Raw genomic sequence first — 18,172 nt, 5'->3', positions numbered from 1 at the left:
TGCGTTTCCGACTCTATCAGATCTTTTCTCGACCCGATTTCCTCGGCGCTTTCCAGGTTTCCGCTCTCGCGTTTCCCTTTCCGGCGGTTCCGACTCTATCAGATCCTTTCGGGCCTGACTCCCAGTCAGCGGGCTTTGTCTTCCCGGCCGTTGGGCCGTTCCGACGTCTCAAACCTTAGCCGATCCGTCCGGCGATTCCCAATCGGGCCGCCGGTCGCCCATTCGAATTCCATTCGGGCGCGCCGAAATAGAACCCTGCGAAGGGGATCATGCTGGTGGTTTGGTGCCGCTCGTGCGGCCGAGGTGCTGTCGCAGAACCGTTACGGCCCCGCGGCAACCCGAAGAACTCTACGGATCGGGACAGGGCGTGTCAACCACCCCCTGTCAAGATCTTTGATGGCGCACGTCAGTCCAGGTCGGAGAGCCGGCCGCCCGCGTCCGGCTGGGCGTGCTCCACCCGGCGCAGCAGTCTGGTCAGCACCTCGCCGAGGGCGCTGCGCTCGTCCTGGGTGAGGTCCTGGAGGAGGTCGTCCTCGAAGACGGTGGCCAGGCGCATCGCCTCCAGCCACTTCTCGCGGCCCTCGGAGGTCAGCTCCACGATCACCCGGACGCGGTTGGACTCGTCGCGCTCCCGGGTGACCAGCCCTTCGGTGACCATGCGGTCGATCCGGTGGGTCATCGCGGCCGGCGTGAGGCCGAGGCGCTTGGCGAGTTCGCCGGGGCCCATCCGGTAGGGGGCGCCGGAGAGGACGAGGGCCTTGAGGACCTCCCAGTCCGCGCTGCTGATGCCGAGGGCAGCGGTCTGGCGGCCGTAGGCGACGTTCATCCGGCGGTTCAGGCGGGAGAGCGCCGAGACGATCTTCTCGACCTGGGGGTCGAGGTCCTGGAACTCGCGCTGGTAGGCGGCGATCTGCTCTTCGAGTGTCGGCTCGCTGCCGCTGCCGGTGCCGACCGGGGTGTCGCCCATGGACGCCAGTATCGCACGGGGCCGCTTGGCGTTGAAGTCCTTCTATGTGTACTCTTTAGCTTCGAAGTTTAGGTTCGAAGTGTTCAGAACTAACTAGTGGAAGAGGTGAACGTGACCAGGGCGATGGGCGCAGCGATGCGCCGGATCCACGTGGGCAACGCACTCAGCGCGTTCGGGCTCGGCTTCACGGTCCCCTACCTGTACGTCTACGTGGCGCAGGTGCGGGGTCTGGGAGCCATGACGGCGGGGACGGTCCTCGCCGTCTTCGCGGTGGCCGCGCTGATCGTGCTGCCGTTCGCCGGCCGGGCGATCGTGCGCCGCGGCCCGCTGCCGGTGCTGCTCGCCGCCCTGGTCCTGGCCGCGCTGGGGGCGCTGAGCCTGGGACTCGCGGGGGGCGCGGCCGCCGTCCTGGCGTCGGCGGCGGCGCTGGGGGCCGGGCAGGCCGTGATGCAGCCGGCGCTGGCGACGATGATCGTGGACTGCTCGTCGGCGGAGACGCGGTCGCGGGCGTTCGCGACGCAGTTCTTCCTGCAGAACCTCGGTCTCGGGGCCGGCGGGCTCATCGGCGGTCATCTGGTCGACGTCACCCGGGTCTCCTCCTTCACGCTGCTGTTCGCGATCGAGGCGGCGATGTTCCTGCTGCTGGTCGTGCTGATGTCGACGGTGCGGATGCCGCACTCGCCGCGCATCGAGGAGGCGCCGGCCGGCACGGGCCGGGGCAGCTGGCGGCGGCTGCTGTCGAATCGGGCGATGGTGCAGCTGTGCGTGCTGGGCTTCGTGCTGTTCTTCGCCTGCTACGGGCAGTTCGAGTCGGGTCTGAGCGCGTACGGCGTCGAGGCGGCGGGGATCTCCACCTCGGCGCTCGGTACCGCGCTGGCCGCGAACACGCTGATGATCGTGGTGGCGCAGTTCGCCGTGCTGAAGTTCGTCGAGCGGCGCCGGCGCTCCCGGGTGATCGCCGCGGTCGGGCTGATCTGGGCCGTGTCCTGGGTGGTGGCGGGGTACGCCGGGCTGGGCCACGGCAGCCGGGAGATGGCGACGGCCGCGTTCGTGTCGACGTACGCGCTGTTCGGGCTGGGTGAGGCGATGCTGTCGCCGACGCTGGCACCGCTGGTCGCCGATCTGGCGCCGGAGGGCATGGCCGGGCAGTACAACTCAGCGTTCGCGCTGGTCAAACAGTTGGCGCTGGCCGTCGGGCCGGCGGTGGGCGGGCCGCTGGGCGCCTCGCTGCCCGGGCCGTACGTCGTGACGTTCCTGCTGTTCTCGCTGGGGATCAGCGGCCTGGCGCTGCGGCTGGGGCGGCACCTGACCGCCGTCCAGGACCAGCCGTCGCTGGGGCGCAGCCGGGTGGTCACGCGGGGCGGGGCGGCCGCGGAGCAGGTGGCCGCGCAGGCGTGAGCCGGGGTCCGGGGCGGCCGTCACCTTCGGGTGGCGGCCGCTTCGTCGTGTTCCGGGCGGGTGCGGTCAGGGTCTGGCGCGGGGCAGGACGAACTCGCACCACACCGCTTTGCCGCCGCCCGGGGTTCTGCGGGATCCCCAGTTGGAGGCGATCGTGGCGACGATGGCGATGCCCCGGCCGGACTCGTCGCCCGGCTCGGCGCGGCGGCGCCGGGGCAGGTGGTCGTCGCCGTCGGTGACCTCGACGATGAGGCGGCGGTCGGTGCGGCGCAGCCGCAGGCGCATGGGCGGGGTGCCGTGCTGGAGGGAGTTGGCGACCAGCTCGCTGGTGGCGAGGACGCCGAGGTCGTGCAGGTCGGTGGGGAAACGCCAGCTGGTGAGGACGCCGGAGGCGAAGGCACGCGCGCGGGGGGCCGCTTCGACGCCGCCGAGGAGTTCGAGGGCGGCGTTGCGGAAGAGGTCGCCGTCGGGTCCTGTGCGGGAGGGGTGCTGGAGGACGAGGACGGCGACGTCGTCGTCGTGGTCGGCGGTGACGCCGGCGGAGCGGACCAGGCGGTCGCAGACGACCTGGGGGGTGCCGGTGGCGCCGGCCAGGGCGCGTTCCAGGGCGGCGATGCCCTCGTCGAGGTCCTCGTCGCGCCGCTCGACCAGACCGTCGGTGTAGAGCACGGCGGTGGAGCCGGGGCCGAGCGGGACGGAGCCGGAGGAGTGGATCCAGCCGCCGGTGCCGAGCGGGGGGCCGGTGGGTTCGTCGGCGCGCAGGACCGCGCCGCTCTCGTCGCGGACCAGGATGGGCAGGTGGCCCGCCGAGGCGTACACCAGGCGGCCCTCGTTGGGGTCGTGGACGGCGTACGCGCAGGTGGCGATCTGGTTGGCGTCGATCTCGGTGGCGAGGCCGTCGAGGAGCTGGAGCACCTCGTGCGGGGGCAGGTCGAGGCGGGCGTACGCGCGGACGGCGGTGCGCAGCTGGCCCATGACGGCCGCGGCCCGCACGCCCCGGCCCATGACGTCGCCGATGACCAGGGCGGTGCGGCCGCCGCCGAGGGTGATGACGTCGTACCAGTCGCCGCCGACGGCCGCCTCGGTGCCGCCGGGCTGGTAGGTGGCGGCGATGCGCAGGTCGTCGGGTTCCTCCAGCTCCTGGGGGAGCAGGGAGCGCTGGAGGGTGACGGCGGTCTCGCGCTGGCGGCGCTCGCTGGCGCGCAGCCGCTCGGCGGCCTCGGCGTGGTCGGTGACGTCGGTGGCGAACACCAGGACGGCGCCGCCGGCGCCGCCGGTGCCGTCGGCGCCCGTGCCGTTGCCGGCGACCGGGGTGCAGGTGAAGGTGTAGGAGCGGCCGTCGAGGGCCTTGCGGGACTTGAGGGTGCGGGACCTGCCGCTGCGCAGCACCTGGTCCAGGAGCGGGAGCAGGCCCAGTTCGGCGAGTTCGGGCAGGGCCTCGCGGGCGGGCGCGCCAGGGGAGCGGGCGCCGAAGGCGGCGGTGTAGGCGTCGTTGACGTAGGTGAGGCGGTGGTCGGGGCCGTGCAGGAGGGCGACGAGGGCCGGGACGCGGTCGAGGACGCCGCGCGCGGGGAGTTCGTCGACGGCGGGCACGGGCGCGGCGCCGTCGGTGCGCTGCTCGGCGCGGGCCGCGGGTACGGAGCCGTCCCCCCGCCGGTCCGCGGGGACCGCGTGCTCGGTCCGCGCTGTGGCGCGGCGCTGCGTTCCGGGGAGCCGGGCGCTCCAGCGCGTAAAGTTCACGGATCCTTGCCTCGTGTCGTCGTCGCCGGCCGGCTCCGGAACCGGCCGGGGTCCGGGGTCGTGCCCCGGGTGGTGCGGTGCTCGGGAAGGAGCGTCGTGGGGCCGGCGGGCGGGCGGGTGCCCGTCCGGGGTCGTGGGGCAGTCTGGCAGGGTGGCGGGCCGTGGCGACATCTGTCGGACGCCGGGGCGGTGCGCCGAGTTCCCGCCTCCCCTCAGGACGACCCGTTCGGGTTGTCCGAGGGGTTGTGCGGAGGTCGCCCACCGGCCGCGAGTTCGAATTCCGCCCTGGGGTGCTCGAGTGAGCCGAGGGAGACGATCTCCCGCTTGAAGAGTCCGGCGAGGGTCCATTCGGCGAGCACGCGGGCCTTGCGGTTGAAGGTGGGCACCCTGCTGAGGTGGTAGACGCGGTGCATGAACCAGGCAGGGTAGCCCTTCAGCTTGCGCCCGTAGACCTGGGCGACGCCCTTGTGCAGTCCGAGGGAGGCGACGGAACCGGCGTACGCGTGCGCGTACGTCTCCAGGGGCTCGCCGCGCAGGGCGTGGACGACGTTGTCACCGAGGACCTTGGCCTGGCGGACCGCGTGCTGGGCGTTGGGGGCGGTCTCGGTGCCGGGCCGCTCGGCGGTGACGTCGGGAACGGCGGCGGCGTCGCCCGCGGCCCACGCGTGGTCGACGCCGTCGACGCTCAGCTGGGCGGTGCATTTGAGGCGGCCGCGTCCGGTGAGCGGCAGGCCGGTGGCGGCGAGCAGCGGGTGGGGTCTGACGCCGGCGGTCCACACGAGCGTGCGGGTGGGGAAGCGCTGGCCGTCACTGAGCACGGCGACGCGGTCGGCGCAGGACTCCAGGCGGGTGTTCAGCAGCACCTGGACGTTGCGGCGGCGCAGCTCGGTGACGGTGTAGCGGCCCAGCTCCGCGCCGACCTCGGGCAGGATGCGGTCGGAGGCCTCCACGAGGATCCACTTCAGGTCCGCGGGACGGATGTTGTGGTAGTAGCGGGCGGCGTAGCGGGCCATGTCCTCGAGTTCGCCGAGCGCCTCGACCCCGGCGTAGCCGCCGCCGACGAAGACGAACGTCAGGGCGGCGTCGCGGACGGCGGGGTCGCGGGTGGAGGAGGCGATGTCCATCTGCTCGATGACGTGGTTGCGCAGTCCGATGGCCTCCTCGACCGTCTTGAAGCCGATGCCGTACTCGGCGAGGCCGGGGACGGGCAGGGTGCGGGAGACCGAGCCGGGGGCGAGGACGAGTTCGTCGTAGGCCAGCTGTTCGGCGGGGCCGCCCGCCTCGGTGGCGAGCGTGGAGAAGGTGGCGGTGCGCCGCGCGTGGTCGACGGCCGTCACCTCGCCGACGACGACGTGGCAGCGGTGCAGCACGCGGCGCAGCGGGACGACGACGTGACGTGGGGAGATGGAGCCGGCGGCCGCCTCGGGGAGGAACGGCTGATAGGTCATGTAGGGGTCGGGAGCGACGACCGTGACCTCGGCCGTCCCGCGCCTCAGCTCCTGTCTCAGATTCCGTTGCAGCCGCAGGGCCGTGTACATCCCGACGTAGCCGCCGCCGACAACGAGAATGCGCGCACGTTCCTTCACCGTCCCATGACGCACCCGACTCCGTTGTTTGTCCACAGCCCCGACAATTTGTGTGACTGGCGTCCAGGTGTGCGCGAGGCCGCCCGCGGTGCCGGATCCGACGGAGAAGGGGCAGGTCAGCGGGTGCGGGCGGGCGGTCGTGGGGGTGCGGAACCGGGACGTACCCGCCTCGTACTCCGATCGAGGGGCGCTCCGTGCGGAACCTGCCCCTTCTGAATTGACCCCCTCTCAACTATGTTCGTGTGTCGACGGGGTGTAGGGGATGTGGTCGAACGGGTCCGCGACGGGCGGTCCCGGTCAGGACCGAACCCGTTCCGCGCACTCCGGAATCAGTGGCGGGGAGAGTCTCCGGGGGGAGACGTCATTAACCGGGGGAAACACTCATGCACATTCAGGACACGCATTGGTCGTCGGCGTCCGCCATCGCACCCGGTGGCGGCGTCGTGAGCGCGGCGGTGGGCAACGGACGCGGTGACGGGCCGCGTACGACACCGCTGCGGGTGGACGCACAGCGCAATCTCGAGCATGTGCTGCGTGCGGCGCGCGAGGTCTTCGGCGAGCTGGGCTACGGCGCGCCGATGGAGGACGTGGCGCGGCGGGCGCGGGTCGGCGTCGGCACGGTGTACCGGCGCTTTCCGAGCAAGGACGTCCTGGTCCGGCGGATAGCCGAGGAGGAGACCTCCCGGCTGACCGACCAGGCACGGGCGGCGCTCGGCCAGGAGGACGAGCCGTGGTCGGCGCTGTCGCGCTTCCTGCGCACGTCGGTGGCGTCGGGCGCGGGACGCCTGCTGCCGCCGCAGGTGCTGCGGGTCGGGGTCGCCGACGAGGACGAGGGCGGCGGTGAGCCGGCCAGGGTGCCGCAGCAGCGGTCGCAGCCGGGCGGTGGTGAACTGCGCCTGGTGACGCGGGAAGCGGACGCGGTCGCCGACGACGCGGGGGCGGCGGCGCTGCTCGACGTGGTCGGCCGGCTGGTGGAGCGGGCCCGGGAGGCGGGCGAGCTGCGGACGGACGTGTCGGTCGCCGACGTGCTGCTGGTGATCGCCACGGCGGCGCCCTCGCTGCCGGACGCGGCGCAGCAGGCGGCGGCGTCGTCGCGGTTGCTGGACATCCTCCTGGAGGGCCTGCGCTCCCGGCCGGCGTGACGGTGACACGCCCCGGCGCCGCCCGTGCCGGTGGCTCGGAGCCGCTGCCCTGCCGTGCCTGCCCTGCCTGCCGCGCCGTGTGCGCGGCGGGCCCGGCGGGTCCCGCGGGTGGTCCGTCGCGGGCCGGGGCGTCGTCCCCGTCCGGGTGAGGGCAGTGCCGGGCGGCGGGAAGTGCGCTCGGACGAGTGGAGTGCGCCGGCTCCGGGCCCCGGACGGCGGCCCGTGTGGCACGCTGACGCGGTGATGGGGTCGGGTCGGGCTGGGCTGGCGTCGGGGGCTTTCCGCGATGGGCGTTGACGGGTGGGACGAGTCACGCGGTGACGGCGACACGGCGGCCGGGCCGGTCCCGCCCCAGCCGCCGGACCCGCCCCAGGTGCCGGGCCAGGCGAGCCGGGCCCGGGTGCCCGCGTCCGCCGGACCGGCCGAGGGCGGAGTGCCCGCCCAGCGCGGGGGCAGCGTGCTGCCGACGCCCCGGGCGACCCCGTCGGCCGACGGCGCGCTGATCGAACGGATGCGCGCCGGGGACGACTCCGCCTACGCGGAGCTGTACCGCCGGCACGCGGACGCGGTGCGCCGCTACGCCCGCACCTGCTGCCGGGACGGCCACACGGCGGACGACCTGACCGCCGAGGTGTTCGCTCGCATGCTCCAGGCGGTGCGCGGCGGCTCGGGGCCCGAACACGCCGTACGCGCCTATCTGCTCACCTCCGTGCGCCGGGTCGCCGCGCACTGGACGAAGTCGGCCCGGCGCGAGCAACTCGTCGACGACTTCGCGGTGTTCGCCGCGCAGGCCGCCCGCGCCTCGGAGGTGCCCCGCGACGGCACCCTCGAGATGGGCGCCGAGGTGCGCGCGCTGCACGAGGCCGAGCAGTCGATGGCGATGCGCGCCTTCCGCTCGCTGCCGGAGCGCTGGCAGGCGGTGCTGTGGCACACCGAGGTGGAGGACGAGTCGCCGAGCGAGGTGGCGGTGCTGTTCGGGCTGGACGCCAACGGCACCCGGGTGCTCGCCAGCCGCGCCCGTGAGGGCCTGCGCCAGGCCTACCTCCAGGCCCACGTCAGCGACGCCCTGGCCGGCGACGAGGAGTGCGCCCGCTACGCCGACCAGCTCGGCACCTACGCCCGCCGCAAACTGCGCGTCCGCGCCGAACGCGGGCTGCGCAAACACCTGGCGGAGTGCGCCCGGTGCCGGCTGGCGGCCGCGCAGATCGAGGAGGTCGCGGGCGGCATCCCGGCGGTCGTGCCGGTCGCGGTCGTCGGCTGGTTCGGGGCCGCCGGGTACGCCAAGGCGCTCGGGATCGTCGCCGGGGGTGCCTCAGCGGGCGCGGGCGCCGCGGCCGCGGCCGGCGGCTCGTCCGGCGGCGCGGTCGGCGGTGCGGCGGCCTCGGAGGGGCTGGGGGCGCCGGTGAAGGCCGGTGTCGCGGCCGGGGTGGTCGCGGTGGCCGCCGCCGCGGTGGCGCTCGCCCTGATGAACGACAGCCGGCCGGCCAGGGAGGAGGCCGGGCCGGCGCCGTCACCGCCCGCGGTGCAGCCGCGGTCGCCGGCTCCCGTCCCGCCGGCCGGGCACGCCCCGGTACCGGTGGCCGCCGTGCCCGCGCCCGCCGGGCGGCCGGCCGACTCCCCGGCACCGACGCGGCCGCCCACGCCCACCGCCCCGCCGGGCGCCGCACCGGCCCCGGCCCCGGAACCGGTGCCCACACCCCGGCCGACGCCCACCCCCACCCCCAGCCCCACGCCGACTCCGCCACCCGCCACGCCCACGCCCACGCCCACGCCCACGCCCACGCCCCCGGCGCCCGCTCCCCCGCCCGCCCCGGTCGTCTACCGGTGGAGCGAGCTGCGCTACGACGTCACCGGTGACGGCACCGGGCCCGAGATGCGGCTCGCCGGGAGCAGCTGGGTGTGGCAGCGCCAGGGCCTGTCCGCCGGCGGCACGCGCTACCCGGACGGGGTGAGCGTCCACGGCGACTCCTCCGTCACCGTGGACCTCAACCGCCGGTGCACCGCCTACGACGCGCTGGCCGGCGTCGACGACCTGACCCTCGGCCTCGGCGCGGTCCGCTTCGAGGTCTACGCCGACGGGGTCCGGCTGTGGCGGTCCGGGACGGTAGGGGGAGGGGACGCCGCCGTACCCGTCCATGTGGACCTCACCGGGCGCAGGACGGTACGGCTGGTGGTCCGGCCGTACCAGGACCCGTTCGGCGCCGCGGCGCTCGCGGACTGGGCGGGGTCACGGTTCAGCTGCGCGTAGGCGTCCGGGCCGGGTCACCGGCCCGCGCCAGCTCCCGCAGTACGCCGTCCACGGACAGGGACGCTCCACGGGCGCGCTCGGCGGCGTAGCGGCCGGGGGACAGGGCGGCGCGGGCGGCGGCGGCGACCTCGGCGCACCGGGTGTGCTCGGGCTCGGGGCGCGGGTGGCCGTCCCGCCACCGGTCCGCCGCGGCCAGCAGCCGCACCGCGGCCGCCGGTTCGCCGCGCCGGGCCAGCAGCTGGGCCGCGACGTCCACGAGCGCCCCGGTGACCGTCTCGGCGCACCGCAGCTCCACGGCCTCGCGCAGCGCGTCCGCCACGATCGGCAGCCCCTGCCCCGGGCCCGACTCGGCGGCCGTGACGAGCGCGTCGATCCCGTGCAGCGCCGCCGTGAACTGCGGCGGCGGGGTGCCCCTGAGCATCTCCACGCGGACCTCCTCGACCAGTTCGCGGGCGACGGCGATGTCCCCGTCGTCATGGGCGATGTGCGCCCGCAGCAGCCGTACGAAGGCCTCGGACTCCGTCACCCCGTACCGGTCGGCCGCGGTGCTCGCCTCGTCCAGGGCGGCCAGGGCGGGCGAGCGCTCACCGCGGCGGTAGGCGATCTCGGCGAGCCGCGCCATGAGGAACGGCGCCTCGGCGTACGCGCCCACCTCGTAGGCGAGCCGCAGCGCCTCCTCGTACTCGCCGCGCGCCTCGTCGAAGCGCCCGCGTGCCATGGCCGCCTCACCGGCCGCGCTGCACACCTGCGCCCGCGTCCAGCGGTCCCCCACGCGGCGGCACAGCTCCCGCAGCTCGGCGAGGTCGTCGTCCACGCCGCTGAGGTTGCCGGGCGAGTCGACGACCATGTGGGTGCGGAACATCAGGCTGACACCGACCGCCCAGTCGTCGCCGTACTCCCGGCAGTTGGCCACCGTCGCGTCCATCACGGGCCGCAGGTCGACCCGGGTGCCCAGGTGGTAGGCGGCCAGCGGCCAGACGATGCCCGGCATCCGGGCGGCCCGCGGTCCGCCGCCCTCGTAGGCGGCCCGCATGCGCGCGAGGTAGTCCGGCGCCCACTCCGCCTGGGCCGGCTGCGGGGAGCTGGCCCCCGACATCAGGAACAGGCGCAGCATCCGCAGGTCCATGCGCAGGGGGTGCAGCGGATGCCCGGCGCCCGCGTCGGGGGCGCCGAGGAGGGCGCCCACCGGGTCGGCGCTCTCGACGAGCCGGGGCAGGGCACCGGCGGGCGCGTCCGCCGGGAGGGCGTCCAGGGCGGTGCCCAGGCGGAGCACCAGCCAGGCCCAGTCCAGCGCCTCCTGGCGGTAGTTGCGCAACCACCAGAACCAGCCCATGGCGAGCACGATCGCGCCCGCCCCGGCCTCGTCGCCGTCGCGGACCGCGCGGTCGAGGGCGGCCCGGACGTTGTCGAGTTCCCTCTCCAGGCGGGAGATCCAGGGCAGCTGGGCCCCGGAGCGCAGCCGGGGCTCGGCCTCCTCGGCCAGCGCCCGCACCCACGCGCGGTGGCGCCGCTCGGCCGCCGCCCGCGACTCGGAAACCTCGGCCGCGCGCTCGGCGGCGTACTCGTGGATGGTCTCCAGCATCCGGTAGCGCATGCCGCCGGGGTCGTCCGGGCCGGCCGGGGCCGCCGGGGCCGCGACGACGAGGGACTTGTCGACGAGCGCGCCGATCAGGTCCGCCACCGGGCCGGTGCACACGGCCTCCGCCGCCGCGAGGTCCCAGCCGCCGGCGAACACCGACACCTCGCGCAGCAGGGTCCGCTCCCGCTCGTCGAGCAGGTCCCAGGACCAGTCGACGACGGCCCGCAGGGTCTGCTGGCGGGGCAGGACCGTGCGGCTGCCGGAGGTGAGGAGGCGGAAGCGGTCGTCGAGGCGGTCGGCGATCTGCCGGGGCGTCAGCAGCCGCAGCCGCGCCGCGGCCAGCTCGATGGCCAGCGGCAGTCCGTCCAGGCGGCGGCAGATCTCCGCCACGGCCCCGGGGTCGCCGTCCAGTACGGCGGCGGCGTCCGGGCGGGCGGCCGCCGCGCGTTCGCCGAACAGCCGGAGCGCCTGCTCCGGGACGAGGGGTTCGACCGGGCGGACCGACTCACCGGGCACGCCCAGGGGTTCCCGGCTGGTGGCGAGGACCGTGAGGCCGGGGCAGTGGGTGAGGAGTGTCTCGGCGAGGTCGGCGGCCGCGCCGATGACGTGTTCGCAGTTGTCCAGGATCAGCAGCCGCTCGCGCGGGGCGCAGTACTCGATCAGCGCGGTCACCGGGTCGGCCCGCGGGCTCGCCAGGTCGTTGCCCAGCAGCACGGTCTCGCGCAGTCCGAGCGCGCTGACCACCGCGCCGGGCACCGCCTCGGGCCGGTCGAGCGGGGCCAGCTCGACGAGCCACGCGTGCGGCAGCCCGGCGGCGGCCTCCTCGGCCAGGCGGGTCTTCCCCGAGCCGCCCGGTCCGGTGAGGGTGACCAGGCGGGCCCGGCGCAGTTCCGCACGGACGGCCTCGATCTCGGGTTCCCGGCCGACGAAGGACGTCAGACGGGGCCGCAGGTTGCCGGTGCGGCGCGGCGGCCGGGCGAGCGTGGACGGCGGATCGTCCGCCGCCACCCGCGGGGGAGCCGCGGGGGCCGGGGAAGCGGGTGCCGTCGGTTCGGGCGCCGTGGTCGCCGTGGTCGCTGTCGTCGCCGTGGTCCGCGGTGGGCTGCCTGCGAGCAGGTCCGCGTGCAGGGCGCGCAGTGCGGGGCCGGGGTCGGTGCCCAGGCCGTCGGCGAGGGTGCGGCGGGCGCTCTCGTACGCGGCGAGGGCGTCGGCGGTGCGGCCGGTGTCGCGCAGGGCGCGGACGAGCAGGGCGTGCAGGGGCTCGTCGTAGGGATGGGCCGCGGTCAGCTCGGTCAGCTCCGGTACGACGTCCTGGGCGCGGCCCAGCCGCAGAAACGCTTCGGCGCGGGTGCGCAGGGCCTCCAGGCGCAGCGCCTGCGGTCGGGCGGCCGCCGTGCGGTCGGGCAGGTCGGCCAGGGCGGGGCCGTGCCAGAGGGCGAGGGCGTCGGTGAGGGCGCCGGCCGCGGTGGCGGGGTCGGACTGCCGCAGGGCGGCGGTGCCGGTGCGCACGAGCCGGGTGAAGACGTGCAGGTCCACCTGGTCCTCGGTCGCCTCCAGGCGGTAGCCGCCGGGGACGGAGCGAATCGCGGACCGGCCGAGGGCGCGGCGCAGGCGGCCGACCAGGGCCTGGAGGGCGGCGGTGGCGTCCAAGGGCGGGTCGCCGGCCCAGACCTCGTCGACGAGGGTGTCGGCGGTGGCGGTGCGGCCCGGGCGGAGGGCGAGGGCGGTCAGCAGGGCGCGCAGGCGCGGGCCGCCCACGGCGACGGGGGCGCCCCGCTCGTCGGTGACGTGGGTCACGCCCAGGATGTTGTACTGCACCGGCTCATTGTCGCCGGGGTCCCGCGGTGGGGCGACGGGTTTGCCGCCCGCCTCCCGGGCCCACTCACCCGCGCCCGGGTCCACGCACCCGCGCCCGTGCCCGCCCCCGCCCCTCAGCCGCCCGGCGCCAGTGCTCCGCGCCGCGGCTGGATGCCGGCCGGGACCGCACGCGCGCGTGCCGGGGTTCCGGTCCAGCAGGTGCCCCGGCGGGAGAGGAGGCGGCGCAGCCAGAGTTCGAGGGAGACGAGGTCGGCGAGGCCGTCCAGGGGCAGCGGGTCGCCCTCCGCGGCGGCGCGGACGGCCTTGCGGACCACGCGGGCCTCCACCAGGCCCGCCTCCGCCAGCAGCGGGGTGGCGAAGAGGTCGACGACCGCGTCGGCGGCCACCCGCAGGCCGGTGCGGACCGCGGCGGAGGAGGAGGCCTGCGAGGGGGCGCCCCAGCCGGGCGGCAGGTCGGTGACGCCGGCGCCCTCCAGGACCGTACGCAGGATGGCCGCGCGGGCGCCGGGCTGGACGCGCAGGGCCTCCGGGAGGGCGCGGCAGGCGCGGACGACCTGGTTGTCCAGGAAGGGGGCGTGCAGGCGCTGGGAGCGGATCTCGGCGGCCTGCTCCAGCACGCGCAGGTCGGCCGCGTGGCGGGCCAGTGCGGCACGCGCGCGGTAGTCGCCGGGGAGCTGGCCGGGGCCCACTCCGGAGCGGTTCGCCGCCCGTTGCAGCAGAACCGATACTTCGGCCAGTGCCTCCCCCGTCAGCCAGCGCGCGGCCGGTCCGGGTCTGGCCCAGGTGAGCGCGGCGAGGGACGCGCCGACCGCGCCCCCGGGTTCGTCGAAGCGGCGCCGCAGCAGCCGTTCGGCGAGTGCCTCCACCCCCGTGCGGTACGGCGTGCGGGCCAGCCGCCGGGCCGCGCTGTACACGCGCGCGGGGACCATCACCGAACCGTCGGCCTTGGCGAGGGCGGCGACCGGCCGGACCAGGTGGCGGCGCTTGCGGTCCATCAGGAGGTCCGCCAGCCGGGCGGGGTGGGCGTCCAGCACCTCGCGCGCGCCGTAGCCGGTGAAGTGGTCGGCGCTGCCGGCCGCGAGCCGCGCGCGGTGGCGGGCGGCCCAGATCAGCGAGGGGCCCGGCTCGTCCGTCAGGGGGCCGTCCAGGTCGGCGTAGGGCAGGGTCTCCTCGCCGCCGGTGACCACCACGTGGTGCAGGCGCGGGTTGGCGGCGAGCGTCCCGGCGCGCTCCAGCTCGGCCTCGCGGCCGCCGACGGCCAGGTCGTTGAAGGTGACGGCGAGCAGGCGCTCACCGGCGCCGGTGCCGTGGCCGAGGAGCGTGCCGGGCATGCCGGGCAGCCCGGCGGCCAGCAGCGCCAGCGTGCCGGAGGCCGGGCCGCCGGAGAGGTCGGCGCCGATGCCGGGCATGGGCATCCCGCGGGCCGCCCGCCGCTCGGCCGGGCCCATGCCGGGCACCGGGCCGGGGTCGATGTCGGGGACGTGCCGGGGCGCGGACAGGCGGGCGCGCACGGCCTCCACGAGGGCGTCGCGGACGGCGTCCACCGCCCTGCCGGGGTCCGCCGAGGGCGCCGCCACCGCCAGGGAGGTGACCGGGTCGTACCCGGCGATCTCCCGGGACCCGGCGCGCAGGATCAGCGCGTGCCCGGGCGGCACGCGCCGTACGCCGTCGTACGGGGTGGAGTCGTGCAGCGCGGCCGGTACGTCCGGGGCGGCCAGCAGGGCCGCCAGGTGGCCGAAGTCGAGGTTGGCCTCGATGAGGTCGGCCAGCGGCAGCGCGGCGGTGGCGTAGGCCGTGCCGCCGGCCCACGGGGTGTGGAACACCGGCCGGGCGCCCGCGAGGTCGCCGCAGACGGTGATGCGGCGGCCCGCTTGGACGACGGCCGTGTAGCTGCCGGACCAGGTCGTCAGATGCCGCAGCGCGCCCCCGCGCGCGGTGAACAGGCCGGTCCGCAGTTCCTCGTCGGAGGCGCCGCAGGTGCCGAGCACGGCGATGCGGGTCTGGGCGTCGGCCCGGACGACGCGCACCTCGTCCGGGCGCCAGTCGCCGACGGCCCACAGCGGATCGGGGTCGCCCCACAGAAGCTGGGAGCCGATGGGCTGGACCGTCTCGCCGTCGTACCCGGTGGCGCCGGCGGAGCCGATCGCGGCCGCGCCGGTGGCGGCGCTGCTCCATCCGACCAACCACCGCATCGACGCCTCCACAGGCTGTGGACAACCAGTGCACCGCACGAACGGTTCACCATGCTGCCATGAAGAACGCGCCCCCGAGATGCGGCGGCGCCGCGTTCGATGGAGGTCGTGCGCCTGTGCGCGTGTGCCCATGAAAAGGCGAACCCGCGTGCGGGACAAGGGGGGTGCGATACGAATGCGCCCCCGCTACGCTCCCCGAAAACGCCGTTCGCGCCCTCAACTCCCGTGGTGAGAGAGCTGTTCACCCACACGAGGGTGCGTCGATTTTCGGCCAATTCGGCGGCGACGCGCCGGAGGTGAGCACGCTCCGTGCTGATTCCGCGCGGCCGGTCCGGCGCGCCGCGACGCGCACAGTCCGGGAGGCGGGCATCGCCTCCCGGACCGGTCCGCCACCCGCGGGGATGTAGGCGGCGGTGTCCCCCAGCCCACTGGATCCAGTACAGCGGGCCGACCCACGCACAGCCATGGAACCGCTCCCCGGATGGCCGGAGTAGAGCGCACGCACGGGCGCACACCGACACGGCGGGGGCACGTCGGGCCGGCCCGTGCACGGTGCGTGCCGGACCGCACTGCCGTACGGACCACAATCCCGCCATCCGGAACAATGCCCCTTAACGCTTGGGATGCGGCGAACTACGCTGGGTTTACGAATGCCGCGTGGTTATGCCAGGCGTGGCAGCCGTCTGTGTCGAGGGGTGGCGCATGTCCAGGGAGCAACGCGGGCCGAACGAAAAACTCGGCGCCGTTCTCGCCCTCGCGGGAATCAGCAACGCAGGACTCGCGCGACGCGTCAACGACCTCGGCGCCCAGCGCGGGTTGACGCTTCGGTACGACAAGACCTCGGTGGCGCGCTGGGTGTCGAAGGGGATGGTGCCGCAGGGCGCGGCGCCGCACCTCATCGCGGCCGCCATCGGCCAGAAGCTCGGCCGCCCGGTGCCGCTCCACGAGATCGGCCTGGCCGACGCCGACCCCGCCCCCGAGGTCGGCCTCGCCTTCCCCCGGGACGTGGGGCAGGCGGTCAGGTCGGCGACCGAGCTGTACCGGCTCGACCTCGCCGGGCGCCGGGCCGGCGCCGGAGGCATCTGGCAGTCACTGGCCGGCTCCTTCGCAGTGAGCGCATACGCAACGCCCGCCTCGCGATGGCTGATAACCCCCGCCGACAGCTCGGTCGCGCGGGACGTGAACCCTTCGGAGACGTCCGCCGCACCGATCAAAGTCGGCCACAGTGATGTGCAGAAACTGCGGGAGGCCGCCGAGGACGCCAGGCGCTGGGACTCCAAGTACGGAGGCGGCGACTGGCGTTCTTCGATGGTCCCCGAGTGCTTACGGGTGGAGGCGGCGCCGTTGCTGCTCGGCTCGTACGCGGACGACGTGGGCCGCGCCCTGTTCGGCGCCACCGCCGAACTCACCCGCCTCGCGGGCTGGATGGCGTTCGACACCGGCCAGCAGGAGGCCGCCCAGCGGTACTACATCCAGGCGCTGCGGCTCGCGCGCGCGGCCGCCGACGTCCCCCTCGGGGGTTACGTGCTGGCCTCCATGTCGTTGCAGGCGACGTACCGGGGCTTCGGCGACGAGGGCGTGGACCTCGCGCAGGCCGCCCTGGAGCGCAACCGGGGACTGGCCACGGCCCGCACGATGAGCTTCTTCCGGCTGGTCGAGGCACGGGCGCACGCGCGCGCGGGGGACGCGCCGGCGGCCGGCACCGCGCTGAAGGCGGCGGAGGGCTGGCTGGAGCGGTCCCGGGACGGCGACAGCGACCCCACCTGGCTCGGCTTCTACGGCTACGACCGGTTCGCCGCCGACGCCGCCGAGTGCTACCGCGACCTGAAGGCACCGCGCCAGGTCCGCCGGTTCACCGAGCAGGCGCTGTCGAAGCCGACGGAGGAGTTCGTGCGCTCGCACGGGCTGCGGCTGGTGGTCTCGGCGGTCGCCGAGCTGGAGTCGGGCAACCTGGACGCGGCCTGCGAGCAGGGGGTGCGGGCGGTGGAGGTGGCCGGGCGCATCTCGTCGGCGCGGACCACCGAGTACGTGAAGGACCTGCTGCACCGGCTGGAGCCGTACGGCGACGAGCCGCGGGTGGTGGAGCTGCGGGAGCGGGCCCGGCCGCTCCTCATGACCCCCGCCTGACCCCCGCCCGGCCCCCGCGCGCGGCCCGGCCCGCGCCCCGCCCGTGTTTGAAGGCGCTGTCAGTGGCGCAGTGCACTATCGGGAGTGGGAGGTGGTGCGGGTGCGCGAGGGTGCGTACGACTGCGATGTGCTGGTGATCGGCGGCGGGATCGTCGGCCTGTCGGCGGCGTACGCGATCACGCGGGCCGCGCCGGGCACCCGGGTGACCGTGCTGGAGAAGGAGGCCGGACCGGCCCGGCACCAGACCGGCCGCAACAGCGGGGTCATCCACAGCGGCGTCTACTACCGCCCCGGCTCGCTCAAGGCGCGGTACGCGGTGCGGGGCGCGGCCGAGATGGTCAAGTTCTGCGCCGAGTACGGCATCGCCCACGCCGTCACCGGCAAGCTGATCGTCGCCACCGAGCGCCCCGAGCTGCCCCGGTTGCACGCCCTGGTGCAGCGCGGCCGGGAGAACGGCATCCCGGTGCGCGAGCTGGGCGCCGCGCAGATCGCCGAGTACGAACCGGAGGTGCGCGGACTGGCCGCGATACACGTCGGCACGACCGGGGTGTGCGACTACGTGGGCGTGGCCCGGCAGCTCGCGGCGGCCTCCGGTGCGGACATCCGCTACGGTGCGCGCGTCGTGCGCGTGGACCGGCGCCCGGAGCGTGGCGTGGCCGTGCTGACGGCGGGCGGCGACGTCGTGCGGGGCCGGGTGCTGGTGAACTGCGCCGGGCTGTACTGCGACGAGGTGGCCCGGCTGACCGGGGACGAGCCCGGGATGCGGATCGTGCCGTTCCGGGGCGAGTACTACGAGCTGGCGCGGCCCGAGCTGGTGCGGGGGCTGGTCTATCCGGTGCCGGACCCGGCGTTCCCGTTCCTCGGGGTGCACCTCACGCGCGGGATCGACGGAGGCGTGCACATCGGGCCCAACGCGGTGCCGGCGCTGGCCCGCGAGGGATACGGCTGGGGCGTCGTACGGCCCCGGGAGGCGGCCGGGACGGCGGCCTGGCCGGGCTCCTGGGTGCTGGCCCGGCGGCACTGGCGGTACGGGGCCGGTGAGCTGCGCAGATCCGTGTCGAAGGGTGCCTTCCTCGAGGCGGTGCGCAGACTGCTGCCCGCGGTGCGGGAGCAGGACCTGGTGCGGGCGCCCGCGGGAGTGCGGGCGCAGGCGGTGCTGCGGGACGGGACGCTGGTCGACGACTTCCTGATCCGGGAGGGCCCGCGGGCGGTGCACGTGCTGAACGCGCCCTCCCCCGCGGCCACCGCCGCGCTGCCGATCGGCAGGGAGGTGGGACGCCGGGCACTGGCCGTGCTGGGCTCGCCGTGACAGGGCCGGGCGGGCAGACCGGGCGGGCAGGCAGACCGGGCAAGCAAGGCTGGCGGGCAGGCCGGG

Annotated in this window: 10 protein-coding genes; 5 read left to right on the top strand and 5 right to left on the bottom strand. The window is 75.6% G+C overall.

What is annotated here, in order from left to right; all coding sequences use genetic code 11:
- Positions 1 to 406: 406 nt before the first annotated feature.
- The gene (locus ACZ6CZ_RS21425) at positions 407 to 967 is read right to left on the bottom strand and encodes a MarR family winged helix-turn-helix transcriptional regulator (RefSeq protein WP_469023370.1); all 561 of its coding nucleotides are present in this window, start codon (positions 965 to 967) and stop codon (positions 407 to 409) included.
- 135 nt (positions 968 to 1,102) lie between these two features.
- Here ACZ6CZ_RS21425 and ACZ6CZ_RS21420 point away from each other — a divergent pair, with 135 nt between their 5' ends.
- Positions 1,103 to 2,365: an MFS transporter gene (locus tag ACZ6CZ_RS21420; RefSeq protein WP_469023411.1), complete on the top strand. Its 1,263-nt coding sequence runs from the start codon at positions 1,103 to 1,105 to the stop codon at positions 2,363 to 2,365.
- A 66-nt stretch (positions 2,366 to 2,431) separates the two neighbouring features.
- Here ACZ6CZ_RS21420 and ACZ6CZ_RS21415 read toward each other — a convergent pair whose 3' ends face one another.
- Positions 2,432 to 4,105 carry an ATP-binding SpoIIE family protein phosphatase gene (locus tag ACZ6CZ_RS21415; RefSeq protein WP_469023368.1) on the bottom strand — a complete coding sequence of 558 codons (1,674 nt, stop codon included), beginning with the start codon at positions 4,103 to 4,105 and terminating at the stop codon, positions 2,432 to 2,434.
- A gap of 212 nt (positions 4,106 to 4,317) precedes the next feature.
- A complete protein-coding gene (locus ACZ6CZ_RS21410) occupies positions 4,318 to 5,691 on the bottom strand; it encodes an NAD(P)/FAD-dependent oxidoreductase (RefSeq protein WP_469023366.1) in 1,374 nt (457 codons plus the stop codon).
- Between the two features lie 383 nt (positions 5,692 to 6,074).
- Here ACZ6CZ_RS21410 and ACZ6CZ_RS21405 point away from each other — a divergent pair, with 383 nt between their 5' ends.
- Together ACZ6CZ_RS21405 and ACZ6CZ_RS21400 are read left to right on the top strand one after the other, a co-directional pair.
- The gene (locus ACZ6CZ_RS21405; protein WP_469023364.1) at positions 6,075 to 6,833 is read left to right on the top strand and encodes a TetR/AcrR family transcriptional regulator; all 759 of its coding nucleotides are present in this window, start codon (positions 6,075 to 6,077) and stop codon (positions 6,831 to 6,833) included.
- 286 nt (positions 6,834 to 7,119) lie between these two features.
- Positions 7,120 to 9,081, top strand: coding sequence for a sigma-70 family RNA polymerase sigma factor (locus ACZ6CZ_RS21400; protein ID WP_469023362.1), 1,962 nt, complete (start codon positions 7,120 to 7,122; stop codon positions 9,079 to 9,081).
- Here ACZ6CZ_RS21400 and ACZ6CZ_RS21395 read toward each other — a convergent pair.
- A complete protein-coding gene (locus ACZ6CZ_RS21395) occupies positions 9,068 to 12,478 on the bottom strand; it encodes an AfsR/SARP family transcriptional regulator (RefSeq protein WP_469023360.1) in 3,411 nt (1,136 codons plus the stop codon). The two genes, ACZ6CZ_RS21400 and ACZ6CZ_RS21395, sit on opposite strands and share 14 nt — an antisense overlap.
- 113 nt (positions 12,479 to 12,591) lie before the next feature.
- Positions 12,592 to 14,670, bottom strand: coding sequence for an asparagine synthase-related protein (locus ACZ6CZ_RS21390; RefSeq protein ID WP_469023357.1), 2,079 nt, complete (start codon positions 14,668 to 14,670; stop codon positions 12,592 to 12,594).
- A gap of 702 nt (positions 14,671 to 15,372) precedes the next feature.
- On the opposite strand from ACZ6CZ_RS21390, the gene ACZ6CZ_RS21385 reads away from it, so the two are divergent.
- On the top strand, positions 15,373 to 16,797 hold the full coding sequence (locus ACZ6CZ_RS21385) for an MFS transporter (protein WP_469023355.1): 1,425 nt from the start codon (positions 15,373 to 15,375) through the stop codon (positions 16,795 to 16,797).
- A 91-nt stretch (positions 16,798 to 16,888) separates the two neighbouring features.
- Complete coding sequence (gene lhgO, locus ACZ6CZ_RS21380) at positions 16,889 to 18,106, top strand: L-2-hydroxyglutarate oxidase (RefSeq protein ID WP_469023409.1); 1,218 nt, start codon at positions 16,889 to 16,891, stop codon at positions 18,104 to 18,106.
- Positions 18,107 to 18,172 lie beyond the last annotated feature (66 nt).

This window comes from Streptomyces sp. NPDC041135 (genome assembly GCF_055592085.1).
The sequence above is the reverse complement of the archived record's forward strand: the minus strand, read 5'-3'. Positions and strand labels throughout refer to the sequence as shown.